Genomic DNA, 20,915 nt, shown 5'->3' on the forward strand with positions numbered 1-20,915 from the left:
GGACTCCCGCCCGCCCGTCGCGCACGGGGTGGCAGCGCTCCTCGCGCTCTCCGCCACCATCCCCGCGCACGGCGCCCGGCCCACCGCGCGTACTGACACCAGACGCTCGCATCCCAGCCTGGCGGGCACTCGCCGCGCCCACTTCACCACCGTGGGCAACGGGTCGCGATCACGCCTCGTTGCACACAGTCTCCGCTTCTTCACTCTGCGAGGAGGAGGAAGGAGGCAAACTGACGGGCACTGCGCTGGTCTATGCCTGGGGAGGAGAGTCATGGCGAGTGGGGGTCGGCCGCGGGATGGGGCGGATGGAGGTGCTCGTGAGGTCCGCCCGGGCCTGCGGTTCGGCGTGTTGGGACCGGTCCGGGTGTGGCGCGAGGGAGCACTGCTCGACGTGGGTTCGCCGCAGCGACGCGCACTGCTGGCGGCCCTGTTGCTGCGCCAGGGGCGGACCGCGACGGCGCCGGAGCTGATCGCCGACCTGTGGGGGACCGAGTCTCCGGACGCCGCGGTCGCCGCGCTGCGCAACCACGCCTCGCGGCTGCGCAAGGTGTTCGAGGCCGACGCTGATCTGCTGGTCAGCGAGTCGGGCGGGTACGCGATGCGGATCACGGCGGATGCCCTCGACCTGGGCCGGGCCCAGGAGTTGCGCACCCTGGCCGACCGGGCGAGCGCCGCGGGCGACCACCTTGGCGCCAGGGACCTGATCCAGCGGGCGCTTGACCTGTGGGACGGCGAATCCCTGGCCGGCGTGCCGGGCCCGTACGCCGAATCCCAGCGCAACCGCCTGGAGGAGTGGCGCGTCGGTCTGCTGGAGAGCCGCCTGGAGCTGGACCTCACCACGGGACACCCCGCTGACTGCATCGCCGAGTTGACCGCGCTCACGGTCGCGCATCCGTTGCGGGAGCGGCTGCGAGAGCTGCTGATGCTGGCGCTGTACCGCTGCGGCCGGCAGGCGGAGGCGCTCGCGGTGTACGCCGACACGCGAAGGTTGCTCGCCGACGAGTTGGGCGTGGACCCGAGGGCCGAGTTGTCCGCTTTGCAGCAGCGGATTCTGCGGGCCGACCCGGCACTCGACCCGCCCGCGACCCGACACGGCGCGACACAGCGGGACGCGGCGGTCCGCCCCGCCCAGCTCCCGGCGGCGGTGGCCGACTTCACCGGGCGCGCCCGACTGGCCGCGGAGCTGCTCAGCCACCTGGCGCCGACCGAGGGCCCGACCATGGCGGTCGCGGCCGTCTCCGGAATCGGCGGCGTCGGCAAGACCACCCTCGCCGTACATGTCGCGCACGCCGCCCGGCACCACTTTCCCGACGGGCAGCTCTACGTGGACCTCCAGGGCGCGGGCCCGGGCCCGGCCGAGCCCGAGGTCGTGCTCGGGGCCTTCCTGCGCGCTCTGGGGGTGCCCGGCGCGGCAGTGCCCGACGGTGTCGAGGAGCGCGCGGCCCTCTACCGCAGCACGCTCGCCGGTCGCCGTGTCCTCGCCCTGCTGGACAACGCGCGCGACGCGGCTCAGGTCAGGCCGTTGTTGCCGGGCACCGAAGGCTGCTCTGCCCTGATCACCAGTCGCTCCCATCTCACCTTGGACGGCGCCCTGCTCCTCGACCTGACCGTGACGAGTCCGGCGGAGTCCCTCGCCCTGTTCGCCCGCATCGTGGGACCGGAACGCGTCGCCAGCGAGCAACAGGCGGCGAACGCGGTGGTGACCGCGTGCGGCCACCTCCCACTGGCCATCCGCATCGCCGCCTCCCGGCTGGCCACGCGGCCCCAGTGGACCATCGCCGTGCTCGCCGCGAAGCTCGCCAACAAACGCCGTCGACTCGACGAGCTACGCGTCGGCGACCTGGCCGTAGGAGCCAGCTTCGAACTCGGGTACACCCAGCTCACCCCGGCCCAGGCACGGGCCTTCTGCCTGCTGGGCTTGGTCGACGCCCCGGACGTCTCGCTGGCCGCCGCCACCGCCCTCCTCGACCTGCCCGCCTCCGCCACGGAGGCCCTCATCGAGTCGCTGGTCGACACGTCGCTGCTGGAGACCACGTCGCCTGGTCGCTACCGCTTCCACGACCTGGTGCGTCTCTACGCCCGGGCCCGCGCCGAGAAGGACCAGTCGCCCGCCGACCGCGAGGCCGCCCTCGCCCGGTTGCTGGACTTCTACCTGGCCAACGCGATCGCCGTGTACGCGCTGACCCGGCCCGGGGACCGCGTCGTGGATCACCTCGGGCCCGCCACGCGTCCCGGGCTGGTGTTCCCGGATACCGATGCCGCCGTGGACTGGCTGAACGTCGAGTCCACGGCGCTCCTGGCGTCCGCGCGCCAGTCAGCGGTCGGCGACACCCTGCGCCGTGCGGTGGACCTCATGCAGGCCAGCCGCGACCTCGCCGAATCAGGCGCCCACTCGCCGTCGTACCTCCAGGTCGCCCTCCACCTGGCACGCGCCGCGGAGCAGGCCAAGGACCCGATCGCCGAGGGCCGGGCCCGTACGGTGCTGGCCTACACGCACAGCCTGGCTGGCAGGTTCGACCAGGCGGCCGAGGAAGCGGAGCGCGCCATGCGCATCGGATGCGCCGAGAACGATCCGGTGCCATGCGGACAGGCCGCGAACGAGCGCGGCATCGTGGCGATCTACCAGAGACAGTGGGGGGTCGCCGAGTCGCACCTGACGCGCGCGCTGGAAGCGTTCCGCGCCGACGGCAACAGGCCCGGCGAGGCCAGCGCACTGTCGAACCTGTCGCATGTCCACGCCTCACTCAACCAGGTGCACCGCGCCCTGGAGTTGGCCGAGCGGGCCATCAACATCTACCACGAGCAGGGCAACTCGTTCCGCCTGGCCAACGGCCTGTACGCCTACGGCCGCGTGCTGGCGAAGGCCCAGCGGCCGGAACACGCCCTGCAACGGTTCACCGAGGCCCTGGCGATGTTCCGGGACAGCCGGCAGGGGCTGTGGGTCGGCATGACTCTGTACCGCATGGCAGAGGTCCACCTGGTCACCGCGCGACCGACGATGGCGGCGACGCACGCCGAGCAGGCGCTGGTCCACCTGCGGAACACGGGCGGCGCCTGGCGCCGGGCCACCGTACTCACCGCGCTCGGCCAGGCCCTCGCCGACCTCGGCGAGACCGGCCGCGCCCGCGTCTGCTGGGGCGAGGCCCTCGCCGTGCACGAGCAGCTCAACGCGCCCGAACGGCACGAGGTGCGCCGCTTGCTCGCCAAGCTCTCCTACCCCACCGTTCCTCACTCAGCGTCGTTGGCCTGACGTGTCGCCTCCCCTCACCGCCCCGCACGCGACCCCCGTGTCGTCGTGACGCGACGGGCCCGGGCTCAGCTCGCCCGGGCGGCCAGCCCCGGCACTCGGCGCAGCGTCGCCGCCGAGCCCACGCCCGGGCCCGCGGCGCCGGCCCGCCGCTCCTCGTACTGCCGGGCCAGGTAGCCCGCCTGGAAGCGGCTGTCGGCGCCGATGTCGTCCATGAGGTTCGCGATGCGGCGGCGGCAGGTGCGCAGGGATATGCCCAACCGGCGCGCTATGACCTCGTCCTTGGCGCCCGTGGTGAGGAGCCTGACGATGGCGGAGTCGATGTCCCGCGAGATGTCCCGGTCGCGCGGGCCCTGGCCGATGCCGGAGAAGGGGGTCGCGGCCATCCAGAAGATGTCGAAGACGCCCGTGAGGTAGCGGGCGACGGCCGAGTTGCGGACGACCACGCCGAGTTCGGCGGGGTCGGGGCCGGGCAGGATGGCCTGGGAGCCGTCGATGACGATCATCCGGGGCGGCAGCACGTCCAGCGTGCGGACCTCGGCTCCGGCGGCGCACAGCGCCGCGACCCCCTGCTTGGTGGTGGCGCTGTAGCGCACGCTGTGCTGGCACAGCGTGCGCTGGCGCACGCCGCGGCCGAGCAGGTTGAGGTACTTCGGCAGTCCCAGGTCCGCCTCCTCCTGGGTGCGGATGCCGAAGGGTTGGATCACGCACGCCTCGGTCTGGCTCACCGCGGTCATCTCGCTGATCATCTTGTGCAGCAGTTCGGGGTCGTCCACCACCTCCACGCCCTCGGCGGGGTACTGCCCCATGGCGGCCTCCAGGTGGACGGGCATGAACGCCTCGATCGCCGCGCGCTGCCTCGCCAGCCGGGACTGTTCCTCGCGCAGCGAGTGCTCCCGTGGGCCGAGCCGGTCGGCCGCCGCCGTCTGCGGGTTGATCGCCACCAGGCGGGTGTGCGCGACCGACAGCCGGCGCAGCAGCCCGAGTTCGCGCAGCTCGGCCAGGGCGGCAGCGGCCTCGTCCTCGGAGACCTGAAGTTGCTCGGCGGCCTGGCCCGGCTCGATGCCCCCCTCGCGCACCGCGTGCTGATAGAGCCGCATGACCGTCACGCTCTGGGTCTCACCCGGTTCGATCGGCTTCATGACTCCCCCTTCGCTCAGCCCCCGTTATCAACTCCAGGGTGTCGCATGACGCTAACCGTCCGATAAGCGATTCGCCTGCGCGGGGTAGTCCCGGCCGCACGGACGGTGGCGACGGGCGGCCCGTCGACCGTCGTACGGGGTCGGCAGACGCCGCGTCGGGGAGCCGGCGGCACCGCCCGTCAGGCGTGGGGGGTGACCTGGGGGCGCGGGCGTAGGTCGTCGTCCGCGGCGTAGTAGACGCCGGCATCCAGGTAGAGCCCGGCGCGGAACACGTGCGCGCGCAACGTGCCCACCTCGCGGAAGCCGCAGTCGAGCAGCGCGGGCAGGCCGGCGTCCGACGCGCAGGCGACGGCGGTGAACGAGGTGTAGCCGGCCGTGGCGCGCACGAGGGCCAGGAGCGCGGTCAGGGCCGCGCTGTCGTCGGCGGCCACCGCCACCCGCGCCTGGCGCGGGTTGGCGGGGTTCGGCGCGCAGCCGACGAGGGTGCCGCGCTCGGTGTCGTAGAGCGTGGCGCGCATGCTGGTGAGACGGTTCAGCAGCCACTGGTCGTTCTGCGTGAGCGGGTCGAGGCCGAGGAACCCGAGACCGCTGTCGGGCAGTCGGCGCAACCTGCGGACGGCGGTCGGCAGTTCCAGCCGTACGGGCTCAGCCATGGGCGACCAGTCCCCAGATCTCCCGCTCCACCTCGGCGCCCGCGTACCAACATCCCCGTGGTACCACCGCCTCCCAGGCGAACCCGGCCGCGCGCAACGGTGCCAGCGGGGGCCGGGCCGCCGGCGTGACCCAGCCGTGCAGGCGGCGCAGGTTCAGGACGCGACGACCGTGCGTCACGGCGGCGTCGACGAGCGCGCCGAGCAGGTCGCCCTCGCGCTCGCCGTGCTCGCCGTGCTCCCGGGCGTCCGGGTCGTCGCGCCCCTTCCCCGCGCGCGGTCCGATCTCCAACCGGGCCTGCCCACTGGCCCAGTCGATGTCCGTATAGCGCACGTACGCGATGTCGCGTACGACGTACAGCCGCTCGTCGCGGCGCTCCCGTGGCTCGGATATCCGGTGCGGTTCGGCCGCGTCCGACCAGTCGGCCGGCCGCACCCCCAACAGCTCGTCCGGTAGTCGATATCCCGTGAGCAGTGGCGCATCAGAACTGCGGTACGCGACGAGCCTCATCAACTGACCTCAACCAATCCATACAACAGCGATAACCAGTAGGCGCCCCCGTCCCGCCTCCCCGACAACGACGACCCCGCGCCGTGCCCATCTCCGCGACGGTGGGCACGGGCGGGTCCCCCGTTCGCCGAGAGCCAGTGGAATAACTGACCCCGCGACCCTCGGATTCATAAATCCCCGCGATCCTCGGGCCGCTTCGGAAGTGAGCGTGCCAGGAGTGGCGGTGCGCGTCTACGCGGTCCACCCCTCAGCAAAGGGACCGGCACTTAGCGGACACCGAATCCGTTGGTAATTTCACTAGTAAACCGTCCGACGAGTGACGCGTATACGCTGTATGGGCATATGCGACATGGTGCGCGCGGACCGTTTCACGGGATCATCGCATTCGCGAACACCGCGCCGATTGCCGCCGGTCGGCGATCCCGAAATCGACCGACCGGAACCCCTTCTCCGGCCCGCCTCGACCCCTGACCCGATCGTCCACGACCGCGAAGCCCCGGCCCCGCGCGCAAGGGGCGCGCCGCCCCGTCGGACCGGGCTCCGTGCCGCGGGCCTCCCGCCGGCCCGCACCAGCGGCGGCGCCGGACGGGGCGCGCCGTCCGCCAAGGGCCCGTTCGATGGCCTGCGCGCGCACCCCACGCGGTTACGCCCCACCCGCACCACCCGTCTCAACCCACCGCCCCGCTGACCGGATGCGGAAGGCGTTGCGCGGCGCGAATGGCGCGACCGTCAACGCGTCGACCGGCCAGTAGCGTTCGGCCTCGAACAGCCCGTACGGTGCCGATACAGCGCGTCAGAAGCCGCCTCATCGGGCAACCGACAAGCGGTTCAACCCCCGCAACGGCCCGACCCGCTGGCCAAACCGCGACCATGACGCCGCCTGAGAACACGTCACCGCGGACACCAGTGATCCACTACACAATGAAAAGTGCAGATTTATCATGGCTGGTGTGGGAATCCCGGGAACTCAACCGCCACCCGTAGCACTTCTTCCATGTCAAGCGATGACCGATCGTCGTCGGCGCACTGGGTCGCGCACGGATGCCGGTCCGGAGGATATTGCGAATCGGCCAACTCTTGCGGGCCTTGTGCAGAGGACCGGCCCCTACTGACGCGGAGGCCACCGACAGGGCAAACTGACCGGTGCGAAGCGGAGACACTCGGCAAGGGGAGACCATGGGCGGCGATCAGGGGCAGGCGCACCAATTGCGCTTCACCGTGCTCGGGCCCGTGCGGGCCTGGCGTGGCGAGGAGCAACTCAACACCGGCTCACCGCAGCAACGCGCCCTCCTCGCCGCCCTGCTGCTGCGTGACGGCCGCACGGCCACCGCCCAAGAGCTCGTTGACGGCCTGTGGGGTGAGGAGCCTCCGGAAGCCGCGATCGCCACCTTGCGCACGTATGCCTCGCGGCTGCGCAAGACGATGGGTCCGGACGCGGGAGCACTGGTCAGCGAGTCGGGCGGGTACGCGCTGCGCGTCCACCCGAACGCCCTCGACCTCGACCACGCGGAACACCTCGCCGCCCGGGCCGAGAAGGCGCGGGCCACGGGGGAGCGAACGACCGCACGCGACCTCATCGCCCAAGCCCTCGCCCTGTGGGACGGGGAGCCGCTGGCGAACCTGCCCGGGCCCTATGTGGAGAACCAGCGCACCCGACTCCTGGAGTGGCGCCTCGGCCTCGTCGAGACGCGCCTCGACCTGGAAATGGAACTGGGACACCACACCGAATCCATCTCCGAACTGACCGCCCTGACGGCCGCCCACCCGCTCCGTGAACGGCTGCGCGAACTGCTGATGCTGGCCCTGTACCGCAGCGGCCGACAGGCGGAGGCCCTGGCCGTCTACGCCGACACCCGCCGGCTGCTCGCCGACGAACTCGGGGTCGACCCGTGCCTCGAACTGGCCGCACTCCAGCAGCGCATCCTGCAAGGGGACGCAAGCCTCAGCGCACACGCACCGGAGGCCCAGGCGAAAAGTCAGCCCACCTTCGTGCGACCGGCTCAACTGCCGGCTACGGTGGCCGACTTCACCGGCCGCGCGAGCTTCGTGGTGGAGCTGAGCAACCAACTCAACACGGCCGAAGGCAGCGTGATGGCGGTCTCCGCGGTCGCCGGCATCGGGGGCGTCGGCAAGACCACGCTGGCCGTGCACGTGGCGCACGCCGCCCGGCACCACTTCCCCGACGGGCAGCTCTACGTCGACCTCCAGGGCGCGGGCCCCGTCATCGCCGAACCGGGTGCCGTACTCGGGTCGTTCCTCCGGGCGCTCGGCACGCCGGACGAGAGCATCCCGGACACGCTGGAGGACCGTGCCGCCCTCTACCGCTCCACGCTCGCCGGGCGCCGCATCCTGACCCTGCTCGACAACGCCCACGACGCCGCTCAGGTCCGCCCGCTACTGCCGGGAACCGAGGGCTGCGCGGCGCTGATCACCAGCAGGTCGCGGATGATGGACCTGGAGAGCGCCCATCTGGTCGACCTCGACGTGATGAGCCCCGAGGAGGCACTCGTCCTGTTCACGCGCATCGTGGGCGAGGACCGTACCTCCGGGGAGCGCGACGCGGCCATGGACGTCGTCGCAGCCTGCGGCTTCCTGCCGCTGGCCATCCGGATCGCGGCGTCCCGGCTCGCGGCGCGGCGCACCTGGACCGTCTCCGTCCTGGCCCGCAAGCTGGCCGACCAGCGCCACCGGCTCGACGAACTGCAGGCCGGTGACCTCGCGGTCAAGGCGACCTTCGAACTCGGCTACGACCAGTTGGAGCCCCCACAGGCCCGCGCTTTCCGGCTGCTCGGGCTCGCCGACGGCCCGGACATCTCGCTCGCGGCCGCGGCGGCCATCCTCGACCTCGACGTGTACGCGGCCGAGTCGCTGCTGGAAAGCCTGGTGGACACGAGTCTGCTGGAGTCAGCGGCCCCCGGCCGCTACCGCTTCCACGACCTCGTGAGGCTCTACGCGCGCACATGTGCCGAGCGGGACGAACTACCACCGTCCGAGCGAGACGCCGCGCTCTCCCGACTACTCGACTTCTACCTGGCCAGTGCGACGAAGGTGTTCGCCCACGCGCGACCCAGCGATCGCCTGGTGGAGCACCTGGAGAAGACCCACTACGCCGGCCTGTCCTTTCCCGACCGCGCCTCGGCGATCGACTGGCTGTTCGCCGAGGCGGGTTGCGTGCTGGCCAGCATCCAGCAGTTCGCCTCGACCAGCACGCTGCGCCGGGCCACCGATCTACTCCTCGCCTCCAAGGACCTCGCCGAGTCCGGCGCCAACTCTCGGCAGTACGAGACCGCTGCCCTCGTGGTCTGCGAGGCGGCCCAGGCGGCCGGTGACGCCCGCGCCGAGGGCCGGGCGCGGATGATGCTGACCCATGCGCACCGGCTGGCGGGCAGCTTCGACCAGGCGGACGCGGAGGCCCAGCGGGCGATCGAGCTCGCGAACTCGGTCGACGACCCGGTGCCCGCCTGTGAAGCCGTCAACGACCGGGGCATCATCGCGTTCTCCCAGAAGCGCTATGGGGACTCGGAACGGTACTTCCGCCAGGCCCTGGACGCCTTCCGGCGGGACGACAACCTCGCGGGCGTCGCCGGGACCCTGTGCAACCTCTCACGGGCACACGCCGCTTTGGGGCGCATCGAGGAGGCCATCGAGCTCGCCACCGAGGGCGTCACCACGTACAGCAGTCTGGGACTCGGCCTGCGGGTGGCGAACGGCCGTTACGCGTTGGGGTTCGCGCTTTTCCAGGCCAACCGATTCCCGGAGGCGCTGGAACAGCTCACCGCCGCTCTGGCGCTGTTCCGAGACAACCGGCAACGGTTGTGGGAGGGGTCCACCCACGCCCGGTTGGCTGAGGTGCACCTGGCCGCTCAGCGGCCGGCCGAGGCCGCCACCAACGCCGAGCGGGCCCTCGCACTCCGTTTCATGGGCGGTGAATACCGCCGGGGCGTCGTTCTCACCGTGCTCGGCAAGGCGCTGCGGGAACTCGGGCAGCTCGATCGGGCGCGCGCCTGCTGGACGGAGGCTCTCTCCATCCACGAGCGGTTGGGCTCGGGGGAGGTAGCGGAAGTGCGATCGCTGCTGGTCCCGGTACCCGTCGGCTAGCAACCTCGTCGAGCGTTCATCAATCGTTTATCGCCGCCCGCCACTCTCGTTGCGTCGATCCGCAGCACCAGGGGAGAACGGATCGGAGATACGGCCGCGCGGCTTCATCCATACGCGGCCTACGATGTCCGTCCGGCGGCCAACGGGGGAGCCGCCGGGCGGTGTTCCGACCATCCCCCGCAACGCGTCGCCACCAACGGGGAGAACAGCAATGAGCACCACTGAGTCCAACGTCGTCACGGCCGTGAACGACCGTCCAACCAACACCACCAAGCGCAAGCGGCCGGCCGTCCAGCCGCTGGACAACCACGTTGACTTCATGGACAGCGGCACTCTGGACAACCACGTCGACGGTGCGGACATCGCGCCGGAGGACAACCACGTGGACGGAAAGAAGGACGCCATGGCGGACAACCACGCCGACGACGCGGGCTCCACGACGCAGGACAACCATGTGGACGGGGCTGTATAGACGGCCACGCGCACGGCTTCCATAGCGTGTGAGGTCACGCGGAATGAGCGCCGGCATCGATGGCGAGGAGGGGGAGCCATCGGTGCCGGCCTCACTCCTTTTGGGTATACACCTCTCGCCAGCATTCGATCGCTTCAAGACAAACAGACCGATAGCGCACAGCGTCGTTGATCTCGTGCGTTTCACTCAGTGAACAACAAACACATCTCTGACAAGGAGTTGGAATGTCGCATTCACGAATGCTATGCGTCTCGCTGTTGTTCGGCGCTGCGCTGACCGTCGGCACCGCCACGTCCGCGGTCGCGGACAACCACACAGAGGGCGCGACCGCGATATCTTCGGACCACACTCCGGACAGCGCGACCGTGACTCCGCTGGACCACACCCCGGACGGTGCGCTGCGTTGATCTCGTACGGGGTCCGCGAGTACGCCTGATCGTTTCACCACGCTGGAGCGCCAGCCAGCTCGGGACAACCGACGGAAAGGGTGGCGCGGCGCGCTCTTAGCCGCCGCGCCACCCTCGCCTGGCGTCCCGCTAACTCGCGGACTTCGACGCGCTCGTCACCTGGCAGGTGTAGTACGTCTGCTCGCTGAAGGTGTAGTAGCTCGACATCGTGACCGTCTGGGACTGGCCCGGGCCCACCGTGACGCGCTCGTAGTCGGTGCCCATGGTCTGGCTGTTGGAGCTGGCCGCCCACTTGACGGTGATCGAGTAGTCGTACGACGTGACCGTGGACGGGTTGTGCACCGTGACGTCGTACTCGAGCTGGCTGGACGACTGGTCGTAGCGGCAGTTGCTGCCGTTCGTCTCGCCGGACACGTCCCCGACGTAGGTCGGCTCGGTCGGGGTGGGGGACGGCGTCGGGGTGGAGTCGTAACCGGAGGACGTGCCGCCGTTGTACGAGCCGCCGCTGTAGGAACCGCCTCCGTACGAGCCGCCCCCGTAGTCGCCGCCGGATGAGCTGTCACCCGACGAACTGCCGCCCGACGAGCTGCCGCCGGACGAACTGCCCGAGACGAAGCCGTCGCTGGACGACGACGAGCCGCTGTCGTTGTCGTCGCAGCCGCCGCCCCCGCTGCGCCGGGCGCCGGTCAGGGCGATAAAGACGACGGCAACCATGGCGACCACCCGCAGGTGGCGTCGGCGACGCACATTCATGAAATACCCCCGTGGAAAAGACCGTTACAAGCCAATAAGTGCCCATTGACGAGTGCACGCCAGCATAGAGCAACGAAGCGACGGCACCGACCCCCTCGGGGGAGGGCCGCCGCGGCCCTGCGCCCGGCCCGACTGGGTACGGGGTGAACCCGGCCGCGGCACCTGGCGGGAGTGCGTGGTGTGACGCCGTCCGGACGGTGCCGGACCGCTGGGTGGTCGCCCGCGACGGGTCTGCATTCCACCACGCCCCGGGACGGGGATCGGTTCCCTCCGGCCCCATTGGTTCATCTCTTCACCAACTCCCCCCGCACCGTTACCCAGTGTGTTCCTCGCGTGGCAGGCTCGCCGGGGCGGGCGTAGCGTCGAGAGGGAGAGCGCGTACGCGACAGGCGAGGAGTCGGGGATGGTCCGCAACGTCTTCGGGAGCCTCATCGCTCTCATCGGAGCGACGGCCGTCGTCTGGAGCCCCTTCCGTGCCTGGTACGACGGCCGTCACGGGCGCGATGTGCGGGTGGACGACCTCTTCGGCGGGCTCGACGGCGGGCGCGGCGTCGAGGTGAGCCTGCTGCGCTCGCTGTTCCTGCCCATGGCCTGCGCCGCGCTGATCGCGGTGGTGGGCCTGCTGCTGCGGTCGCGGCTGCTCGTCGCGCTGGCCGGCCTGGTGGCGCTGGGCTTCACGGTGCTGTGGATGGTCCGCCAGGGCCAGGCCGCCGGCAGCCTGACGGTGGACGGCGAGGGCAACGGCCTGGGCCTCGGCGTCGCGGGCGCGCTCGGTGGCTCGATCCTGCTGCTGAGCGCGGCGGCCCTGATGAGCGGACGCCCCGCACGCCGGGGCCGGCACGCGCTGACCGGCGAGCGGGCGGACGAGACGTACGGCGGATATGGGGCGTACCCGGTGCCGGGCCCGGGTGGCTACGGCGGGCCGCCACCGGCCGCCGGCCCGGGCGGCGGATACGGCGCCGGGACCGGTACGGGGGCGGGCTACGGCGCCGGGGCCGGTACGGGTGCGGGCTACGGCGCCGGGCACGGCAGGCCCGGCGAACGGCGGCCCGGCGGCGCGCGGGACGGTGAGCCGCCGCTGCCCGCGGGCTACGCGGCCGGGGCGTTCCAGCGCGACCCGCACGAGCCGGAGGCGTACCCGCGTGACCTGTACGCGCCACGGCCCCAGCGCGCGCCGCGGGGCCCCGAGGCGCGCGCTGGCGCGCGTCCGCCGTACGCGACCGGGACCGGGGCCGGTGCCAGCGCGAGCGGCGCCCCCACTCCCCGCGTCACCTGGCCCGCCGCCCCGGAGGCCGAGCGCGAGGACAAGACGATCGAGATGCCGCCGGTCACGGACGACACCCCCGCCCCGAGCCAGCCTCCTACCGGCCACCGCGCCCCCGCTCCGGACGCCCCCGACCAGGGCCGCGACGCCGGCCCGCCGCCCGGGGGCCCCGCGTACGACACCGGCGACGGGCCCTCGCCGGACGAGCCCGAGACCGCGCCGTGGCCCGGGCCAGCCGCCCCGGCCGAGTCGGACACCGAGCGAACGCTGCCGCAGCCCGTCCGGCGCGAGGACGACGAAACCCCCTGACGAGGCCCCTGGCAAGGCCCCTGGCAAGGCCCCTGACGACGCCCCTGACGGGGTCGCGGGGCCGGGCCGTGCGCCACGTCCCGGGAGCGACCGGCAGCCGCCTGGCGCGGCAGCGCGTACGCGACATACGAGACGTACGGGATGTACGAGACGTACCCGAGGGGCGGCAGGGCGTACGGGCGGGGCGACGAGCCGTACGGGCCACGGCAGACCGTACGGGTAACCGGGTAAGCCGAGGGGCGCGCGCCCGCGCGCGGCGGGCGCCGGGACCTCGTGGCGCCGGCGGCGTGAGGCCGCCGGTCGCGGGGCCCGGACCGGCGTCGGGGCGCCGGAAGCGACCCGGGGGCGTGTGGCGGCGGGCGGGTTACGGCTGGCGGGCGGGAGAGCGGGAGAGGCCCGTGCCCTTGGCGGCGTCCAGGGCGTAGACGCAGCGGTCCTTGCTGCAGGCGTAGACGACGCCGGCGACGGCCACCGGCGAGCCGGTGATCTCGCCGCCGGTGGCGAGCTTCCAGCGGAGTTGGCCGCCGGTGGCGTCCACCGTGTACAGGCAGTGGTCGGCGGAGCCGAAGTGCACCCGGCCGTCGGCGACGACCGGGGCGCCGATGACCTCGCCGCCCGCGGCGAACCGCCACTTCGGGGTGCCGGTCACCGCGTCCAGCGTGTACAGGGCGCCGCCACTGCCCAGATGTACGGAGCCGGCGGCGACCAGGACGGGTTCGATGGACTGCCGGGGCTCGGTGGCGATCCGCCAGCGGTCGCGCCCGTTGGCGGCGTCCAGGGCGTAGACGGTGCCCAGGTAGTCGGCGATGTAGATGCCGCCACCGGCGACGGCGGCGCCCGGCGCGAACGCGGGCGGGCTCAGGAAGACGGCCGGCGCCTCGAAGCGCCAGCGCACGTCGCCGCGGGCGATGTCGATGGCCAGCACGCGGGTGCCGGCGGCGACGTAGGCGACCCCGTCGGGCGCGTGCAGCAGCCGGACCGGCACGCCGCCGCAGGAGGCGGCGTCGCCGACGGGGTAGGACCAGCGTTCGACGCCGGTGCGCGCCTCCAGGGCGCGCAGCCGCGCGTCCGACCAGACGTAGACCGTGTCGCCGTGGATGACGGGGCCTGACTCCGGGGTCTCGAAGTCCGTCTGGGCGCCGCTCATCTCCCACAGGAGTTCGCCGTTGGCCGCCTCCCATGCCTGCACGCCGCCGCCCCGGGTGCCGGTGACGACGGTGCCGCGGTCGACCGCGAGCGAGTAGACCCAGCCCTCGGTGGCCAGCCGCCACCGCTCGGCGCCGTCGGTCGCGTCCAGCGCGTAGAGCGTGGTGCCGTCGGAGGCGTGGATGCGTCCGCCCGAGACGGCCATCGCCCAGGCCACGTCGCGGGTCTTGAAGACGCGCCGCCCGGTGCCCGTGTCCAGCGCGTGGACCTCGAAGGACGTGACGTACAGCAGGTCTCCGGCGACCGCGGGGGTGCCCCAGACGTCGTTGGACATCCGGAACCGCCAGGGCCGCCAGCGCCCCGGTCCGCCGCCCGCCGGGTCACCCTCGTGGCCCGCCTCGTCGCGGGGGCCGTGGCCGGTGGCGGGGCCGACCGCGGGGCCGTGTCCGGTACCGGGGTGGTGGCCGGCCGGGTGGCCGCCCGGGGCGCCGCCGTGTCCCACGCCGGGGCCGCCGGTCGGTGGCCTGACCCAGCCGGTGGCCGGGCCGCCGTCGAGGGCGGCCCGCCCGCTCCTGGCGTCCGCGACACGCGGCCCCGGGCCGATCGGCACCTGGGAGCCGGGCAGCCGCACGGAGCCGTCGGGCCCCTCGCTGAGCGCCGGTCCGCCGCTCGCGCCCGGCGCGGCGGCGTCCAGCGGACGCTGGGGGCCGGCGTGCGGCGCGGAGGGGGGCGGACAGGAGGCGGCCGACGAGGGTGGCGACGAGAGCGGGGGCTGCGCCGAGACCTGGGCGGAGGCGCCGGGTCCGGTGGACACCGGCGCGGGCGTGACCGGCGGCGCGGGCGCGGAGGGCGCGACGGCCGACGGCGGGCCGATGCCCGCCGCGCTGGGGGCGGCGTGCCGGCCGGCGCCGGGCGCGGGGCCGGTGAGGCCGCCGCGCGGGTCTCCGCCGGCGGCCGGGCCCCAACCGGAGCCGCCGCCGGGTTGGCCGGTGGGACCTGGCCGGTCGGACCTGGCGGGGCCGCCGCCGCTGCGGCCCTGGCGCTGGCCGCCGCCGGCGCGGGCGCCGGGGGTCCGGCCGCCGCGCCGCTCCTCGATGAGGGCGACCGCGCTGTGCGGCAGCCAGGCGGAGGCGGTGCCGCTGTCGTCGCCGGCCGAGAACAGGTGCGGGGCCAGTTGCGCCTGGAGGTCGGCGGGGGTCGGCCGGTCGTCGGCGGTCATCTGCATGCAGGACTCGATGAGCGGACGGAGTTCGTCCGGCAGGCCGGTCAGGTCCGGGCCCTCGCGCAGCAGCATGAAGACGGTCTCGACGGGGTTGGCGCCGTGGTACGGGGCGTGCCCGGTCGCGGCGAAGACCAGGGTGGAGGCGAGCGAGAAGACGTCGCTGGCGCCGGTGACGCTGCGGGAGTCGCGGGCCTGCTCGGGCGACATGTACGCCGGGGTGCCGACGGCCACGTTGGTCATGGTCAGCCGGGTGTTGGAGACGCCGGAGGCGATACCGAAGTCGATGACGCGCGGCCCGTCCTCCACGACCAGCACGTTCGACGGCTTGAGGTCGCGGTGGACGAGGCCACCGCCGTGGATGGACTGGAGTGCCTCGGCGATGCCGGCCGCCAGCCAGCGCACCGCCTGGGCCGGGAGCGGCCCGCACTCGTTGACTATTTCCTCCAGCGAAGGCGCGGGCACGTAGGCGGTGGCCAACCACGGCACGGCGGCCCGTGGATCGGCGTCCACGACGGCGGCGGTGTAGAAGCCGCTGACCGCGCGGGCGGCCTCCACCTCGCGCGTGAAGCGGACCCGGAAGAGCTGGTCCTCGGCCAGTTCGGTCCGTACGGTCTTGATCGCGACCCGTCGGCCCGAGGCCGAGCGGGCCAGGTAGACGAGCCCCATGCCGCCCGCGCCGAGCCGCCCGAGGACCTCGAACGGGCCGATCCGTCTCGGGTCCTGTTGCGTGAGCTGCTCCACTGTGCCTGCCACCTCCCCGTGGGGGCCGAAAATGTACGACCCCTTGCAGCGTCTCACCGACATAGCCCACCGGCGGTACGCAACCCGCATTCTCTCTGGCGAAGGCGCCGGTTGCGAACCCGGGGGCAATTCGCCGTGTCCCGGGCGGATCGGTGACGATCTCTCCCATGGGGGCGGCCCCGCGCGGGCCCGTACGGGAAGTGGAGGGGCTACCTCCGCGCGCGGCGCGAGCCGGCGCGCACCCTGTGCCCGCGGGCGCTCACGCGGAGCGAGGGGCGGCGGGCCGGGGCGGCGGTCGGTGCGGGAAAGGCGCCGGGGCGCGGCCTGGGGTACGGGCCGGGGCGCGGCCCGGGGCGTCGGGGTGCGGCCGGGGGAAAAAGGCCCGGCCCGCCGGGTTCCGCGGGGGATGGAAGCGGCGGGCCGGGGGTTCGGGTGGGTCAGGCGCCGGTCGTGGAGCCGGGCCGGACGACCATGAGGACCACGACGACGGCCCAGGTCAGCGAGAACAGGCCGGTCACCATGCCCAGCTTGGGCAGCCGGGCGGCCATGGCGCGCATCGCGCCCGTGTCGCGCTCCTCGTCCTCGAGCAGGGTCACGACGGCGTCCTGGTAACCGAGTACGGCGATGCCCAGCAGGATCGCGGCGACGACGGTCAACACCATCGAGGCGATCAGCCAGGTGTCTCCCATCACACCCATCTGCTGCGCGGTGAGCAGTCCGAAGGCCGGCACGGCGACGCTGAGCACCGCGTAGACCCGGCTGATGCGGTGCAGCAGCATCACCGAGGCGATGGAGCGCACCGTCTCGGCGGCGCTCGCGACCCCGGTCGTCCCCGTCGACTCGGCGTCCCCGGCCGGGCTCTCGGCGGTCCTGGCCGCCACCGCCGCCTCCCGGCCGCCCTCGCTGGCCGCGGCCACCTCGCCGGCGGCGGTCCCGCGCGCGGCGCCGGCCTGGCCGGCGGCGTCCTCGGCCGCCGACGCCGCGCCCGGGGCGCCGGCGGGCAGCAGGGCCTGCCGGGCGAAGCGGGGGAACAGGCTGGCCGCCACCGTGACGGGGCCGATGAACATCACGGCCACCAGCACGTGGATGCTGAGCAGGAGCTTGGTCATGGCACGCCCTCCCGGCGGCGCCCGACGCGGCGCCAACCCCTTGTTTCAGTCAGCCTTAAACTCGTATCGAGGCTAGCATTCGCGCCGCTGACCGATGACGGGCCGCCCCCTCCTGGAGGCCGGCCGACGAGTGGCCGCCCGGCACGGGCGGCGGAGGGCGGGAGTACGTGAGGCAGAGCCCGGTCGAGCATCCGCGCACGCCACCGGCGTCGGGGCCGGTACCGATGACGCCGCGCACGGGCATGCTGCTGCTCACCGCGGGGCGGCTGATGCGCGAGGAGATCGACAGCGCGCTGGGGGCGCGCGGGCTCTCGCTGCGGCACGTGAGCGCGCTCGGCCACCTCTCGCGCGAGCCCGGCCTGTCCTACAGCGCGCTCGCCCGCCGGGCCGGGGTCACCGCGCAGAGCATGCAGGCCACGGTGCGGCAGTTGGAGAAGGCGGGCGCGGTGGCCCGCGAGTCGCCGGCCGGCCGGGGCCGCACCGCCGAGCTGCGGGTCACCGCCCGTGGCCGGGACCTGCTCGGCGAGCTCGACGGGGTGGTGCGGGCGGCGGAGGAGCCGCTGCTCGCCGGCCTGTCGGAGGAGCAGCGCGCCGCCCTCGCGGGGGGCCTGCGGCAGGTCCTGGCCAACGGCTGGCGGGCTCGGCACAACGAGTCGCCGCCCATCCAGCCCCCGCCGCCCCTGGCGCCCACCCCGTAACCCTTCGCCCTCAAGCGCACCGTGGCGCCCCGGCCACCGCCGCGCGCCCACCGCCGCGCGCCCGCCCACCGCCGCGCCCCCGGACGACGGCGGGCGGGCCCGACCGGTGGGTCGGGCCCGCCCGGGTAGTGCGGGACACCGTGCTGGCGGGTGCGGGTCAGGCGGCGCGCCGGCCGCGGGTGGAGACCAGCGGCCACGAGGTGACGGCCACGGCCGGGTCGGCCAACAGCTCGCCCATCCGGTCGAGTTCGGCCTCCGTCGCGCCGGCGGCCAGCAGCCGGTCGCGCAGTTGCACGGTGTTGTGGGCCATCAGCCGGGCGCCGGCGCTGCCGCCCGACCAGCTCTCGGCGTGCACCCGGGTGTGCACGTCGGTGAGTCCGACGCCGGCCAGCGCGGCGTGCACCGCGTTGCCCCAGGCCGGGTCGGCGCCGCTGGCCACCAGGGATCGCTGGGTGAGGTCCACGACCCGGTCGATGACCTCGGCGTCCGCCGCGCTCGGCACGGTCAGCGGGCGCTGGAGCGAGGTCGCGTCGAACTCCTCGATCAGCAGCCAGCCGCCCGGCGCGAGCGCCTCGACCAGGGTGGCCAGGATCTCCCGCCGTTCGGGTAGGTGCCCGAGCACGAGGCGGGCGTGGATCAGGTCGTAGCGGTCGGCGGACGGCAGCGGCCCGCGCACGTCGTGCTGGCGCGTCTCCAACCCCGCCGCCGGGGCGGTCAGCCCCGGCTCGATGTCGGTGGCCAGCACGCTGCCGCCGCCGGGCCGCACCAGGTCGGCCAGGTGGTGGGCGATGGAGCCGCCGCCCGCGCCCACCTCCCAGCAGCGGGCGCCCGCCGGAAGGTCCAGCTCGGCGACGCGGGCGATGGTGATCGGGTCGTACGCGGCCTCCAGCGCCCCCAGCCGGGACGGCGCCTGCGCGGCCTGGTTGTCGAACGCGTAATCAGTGGTGACGGACATCGGGACCTTCCAGCGGTACGGGACCTCGCGGCGGTACGGGACCTTGCGGCGGTACGGGGCGGGCGGGCGCCACGGCGGCGGGGCGCCCGCGACGGGCGGTCAGAGGATCTGGACGCGCTGCAACCGGCGCGGCGACTCCTGGTGGAAGGACTCCCTGCGGTGCAGCACCGCGTGGTTGTCGATCAGCAGGAAGTCGCCGTCCTGCCAGGTGTGCGTGTAGCCCGCGTCGCCGCGGTAGAGCCGTGCGTGCAGGTCGGCCAGGAACTCGTCGTGGTCGGCGGCCGGGATGCCCTCGATGTCGAGGGTGAGCGGGTTCTCGTACTCCTCGGCCGGCAGCGGCTCCGCGTACCGCAGCGTCGCGCGCCCGGTGATCGGGTGCGGGGAGACCAGCGGCGTGGTGAAGCTGCCGCCGAAGTGGCCGCGCTTCTCGACGGTGTAGGTGATCCACACCCGTTCCCACTGCGCCCGGCGCTCCGGTTCGGCGGCGTCCAGGAGGCGGGTGGTGTCGACGAAGGTGGTCTCGCCGCCCGCGTCGGCCAGCGGCGCCCGCAGGCACTGGAAGAACATGTACGCCGGCGTCTGCTCGGCGAACGCGCCGTCCCAGTGGTAGGGCACGCAGCCGGTGGTGAAGAGGTAGTTCTTCGGGCGCTCCTGCACCACCAGGTCGAGCACCTCGCCGAAGTCCCAGGTCAACAGCGGCCCCCAGCGGCGGGCGCTGTCGGCGAACTCCTCCTTGGACAGGCCGGCGAAGCCGCGCAGCACGACCACCCGGAACTCGCCGACCCAGCGCGCGAGCAGGGCGGGCGACAGGGCGTTGACGTCCGCGTCGCCGGTCGCCTCGATCAGCGCGCCGAAGGGCTTGAGGAACGAGCGCTCGATGCGGACGGCCGCGTGGGGGGAACCGTGGGGTGGCGCCACGCTCACGACATGACCTCCTGGAGGGTGAGGTGGGGCGCGACGAAGTGGCTGGGCCGGTCGCCGCGCCACACCAGCGACGCCTTGAGCTCCTCGGCGTGGGCGCGCTTCGTCAGGAACATCCCGTCCCCGGTCTCCAGGGCCACCCCGTGCCACGGGGTCAGCCAGCGGTCCCGGGTGCGGACCAGGTGGAAGCCGATCTTCTCGGAGTGCACCGGCTGCGGGTGGATCGACAGGCGCAGCGCGTCCGGGTACGTCTCGGCGACCAGGCGGCTCCAGGCGTTGGAGCGCCGGATGACCTCCCACGCGATCGGCTTGGCCTCCTCGCGGATCTTGGAGCGGCTCTTGCCCTCGCTCACCGCGAGCCGGTCCTCGAACATGAAGCGGTGTATGCCGTTGAACATCCCGCGCACCTGCTCGTCCTGCGTGGCCCGGTGCTTGAGGCTCTCCAGCGACTCGGCGTACTTGGCCATGAGTTCGTCGCGTATGACGTCGTAATCGGTGCTGTCGTACGCGTCGGCCAGCGCGTAGAAGCCGATCGACGAGCCGTTGAAGGAGCGCACCATCGCCTCCAGCTCGGACCGGTAGCTGGTGGCGTCCTCGTCGGTGACCCCGACGACGTCGGCGAAGACGTGGCCGTCGGAGCAGATCGTGACCCGGGCGCCCGGCGCGTGGTAATGCGACAGGTGGTCACAGAAGGACTGGAGGAATTCCAGGGCCAGGCGCTCCCCCATGTCGGGCAGCGCGCCCAACGTCTTCTGCCCGTTGGGCGACTTGGCGGGGAAGGCCGGAATGACGAAGTGCAGAGGTTCCCCCGCGTCGAGGAACTTCTGCACCTTCTTCTCGTGCGGGGCGCGGCACGCCTCGCACGGCTTTTCCGCGCAGCCCCCGTCGGGGCCGGCTATCAACCGCCGGAAACGGAAGACGTGGTTGAGGATCTCGGTGCTGGCCGCCTGCTGCTTGACCTGCGTCACCGCACTCTCCTGCCTACTTATAAAGGGGTAAATGGAGGTGAAACATCCGGCCTCGTACGAGACCGATGTGCCTGCCCGGCGCCCGGGACCCGACGCGCGTAGCGGCGCCGACCCCGGGGTCGCGGACCTTGTTGCTCGAAGCCGAAAGCCCCGGGGCGCCCAAAGAGAATGAGCAGACCCGGGAATCGCGGATCGTGGGCTGGTGCGAACGGTAAAAGAACTGACCAGGTACGGGACTTCGCGAGCGAACGCGTGGAGAACGGCCGCTGCCGCCCCGCGCGTGACGGCATGAAACATGGGCA

At 73.1% G+C, this 20,915-nt stretch carries 14 protein-coding genes; 5 read left to right on the top strand and 9 right to left on the bottom strand.

Going from position 1 to position 20,915, the window contains the following annotated elements; translation table 11 throughout:
* Nucleotides 1–271 precede the first annotated feature (271 nt).
* On the top strand, nt 272–3,250 hold the full coding sequence (locus H7H31_RS12585) for an AfsR/SARP family transcriptional regulator (protein WP_187062934.1): 2,979 nt from the start codon (nt 272–274) through the stop codon (nt 3,248–3,250).
* A 65-nt stretch (nt 3,251–3,315) separates the two neighbouring features.
* Here H7H31_RS12585 and H7H31_RS12590 read toward each other — a convergent pair whose 3' ends face one another.
* From H7H31_RS12590 to H7H31_RS12600, 3 genes are all read right to left on the bottom strand, one after another.
* Nucleotides 3,316–4,389, bottom strand: coding sequence for a hypothetical protein (locus tag H7H31_RS12590; RefSeq protein ID WP_187062935.1), 1,074 nt, complete (start codon nt 4,387–4,389; stop codon nt 3,316–3,318).
* 179 nt (nt 4,390–4,568) lie between these two features.
* Nucleotides 4,569–5,042: a hypothetical protein gene (locus H7H31_RS12595; protein ID WP_187062936.1), complete on the bottom strand. Its 474-nt coding sequence runs from the start codon at nt 5,040–5,042 to the stop codon at nt 4,569–4,571.
* Entirely contained in the window at nt 5,035–5,550 is a 516-nt protein-coding gene (locus H7H31_RS12600; RefSeq protein WP_187062937.1) for a hypothetical protein, read from the bottom strand. The genes H7H31_RS12595 and H7H31_RS12600 overlap by 8 nt, the downstream gene beginning before the upstream one ends.
* Before the next feature lie 1,176 nt (nt 5,551–6,726).
* Here H7H31_RS12600 and H7H31_RS12605 point away from each other — a divergent pair.
* Nucleotides 6,727–9,648, top strand: a complete 2,922-nt coding sequence (locus H7H31_RS12605) for an AfsR/SARP family transcriptional regulator (protein ID WP_187062938.1) — start codon at nt 6,727–6,729, stop codon at nt 9,646–9,648.
* Nucleotides 9,649–9,859: 211 nt separating this feature from the next.
* On the top strand, nt 9,860–10,120 hold the full coding sequence (locus H7H31_RS12610) for a hypothetical protein (RefSeq protein WP_187062939.1): 261 nt from the start codon (nt 9,860–9,862) through the stop codon (nt 10,118–10,120).
* Nucleotides 10,121–10,656: 536 nt separating this feature from the next.
* Here the strand turns inward: H7H31_RS12610 and H7H31_RS34575 are convergent.
* Nucleotides 10,657–11,280, bottom strand: a complete 624-nt coding sequence (locus H7H31_RS34575) for a hypothetical protein (protein WP_187062940.1) — start codon at nt 11,278–11,280, stop codon at nt 10,657–10,659.
* Nucleotides 11,281–11,683: 403 nt separating this feature from the next.
* On the opposite strand from H7H31_RS34575, the gene H7H31_RS34740 reads away from it, so the two are divergent.
* Complete coding sequence (locus H7H31_RS34740; RefSeq protein ID WP_187062941.1) at nt 11,684–12,853, top strand: hypothetical protein; 1,170 nt, start codon at nt 11,684–11,686, stop codon at nt 12,851–12,853.
* A gap of 364 nt (nt 12,854–13,217) precedes the next feature.
* Here the strand turns inward: H7H31_RS34740 and H7H31_RS12625 are convergent, their stop codons facing one another.
* Together H7H31_RS12625 and H7H31_RS12630 are read right to left on the bottom strand one after the other, a co-directional pair.
* Nucleotides 13,218–15,962, bottom strand: a complete 2,745-nt coding sequence (locus H7H31_RS12625; RefSeq protein WP_372455930.1) for an outer membrane protein assembly factor BamB family protein — start codon at nt 15,960–15,962, stop codon at nt 13,218–13,220.
* A 437-nt stretch (nt 15,963–16,399) separates the two neighbouring features.
* Complete coding sequence (locus tag H7H31_RS12630; protein WP_187062943.1) at nt 16,400–17,071, bottom strand: hypothetical protein; 672 nt, start codon at nt 17,069–17,071, stop codon at nt 16,400–16,402.
* A 224-nt stretch (nt 17,072–17,295) separates the two neighbouring features.
* Here H7H31_RS12630 and H7H31_RS12635 point away from each other — a divergent pair, with 224 nt between their 5' ends.
* Nucleotides 17,296–17,769, top strand: coding sequence for a MarR family winged helix-turn-helix transcriptional regulator (locus tag H7H31_RS12635; protein WP_176163594.1), 474 nt, complete (start codon nt 17,296–17,298; stop codon nt 17,767–17,769).
* 157 nt (nt 17,770–17,926) lie between these two features.
* Here H7H31_RS12635 and H7H31_RS12640 read toward each other — a convergent pair whose 3' ends face one another.
* From H7H31_RS12640 to H7H31_RS12650, 3 genes are all read right to left on the bottom strand, one after another.
* Nucleotides 17,927–18,724: a class I SAM-dependent methyltransferase gene (locus H7H31_RS12640; RefSeq protein WP_187061639.1), complete on the bottom strand. Its 798-nt coding sequence runs from the start codon at nt 18,722–18,724 to the stop codon at nt 17,927–17,929.
* Nucleotides 18,725–18,823: 99 nt separating this feature from the next.
* Nucleotides 18,824–19,648 (bottom strand): TauD/TfdA dioxygenase family protein, encoded by an 825-nt coding sequence (locus H7H31_RS12645; RefSeq protein WP_197995955.1) that lies wholly within the window; start codon nt 19,646–19,648, stop codon nt 18,824–18,826.
* Nucleotides 19,645–20,613, bottom strand: a complete 969-nt coding sequence (locus H7H31_RS12650; protein WP_197995956.1) for an L-tyrosine/L-tryptophan isonitrile synthase family protein — start codon at nt 20,611–20,613, stop codon at nt 19,645–19,647. The genes H7H31_RS12645 and H7H31_RS12650 overlap by 4 nt, the downstream gene beginning before the upstream one ends.
* Between the last annotated feature and the right edge of the window lie 302 nt (nt 20,614–20,915).

This window comes from Streptomyces buecherae, from assembly GCF_014295035.1.
Classification (GTDB): domain Bacteria; phylum Actinomycetota; class Actinomycetes; order Streptomycetales; family Streptomycetaceae; genus Streptomyces; species Streptomyces youssoufiensis.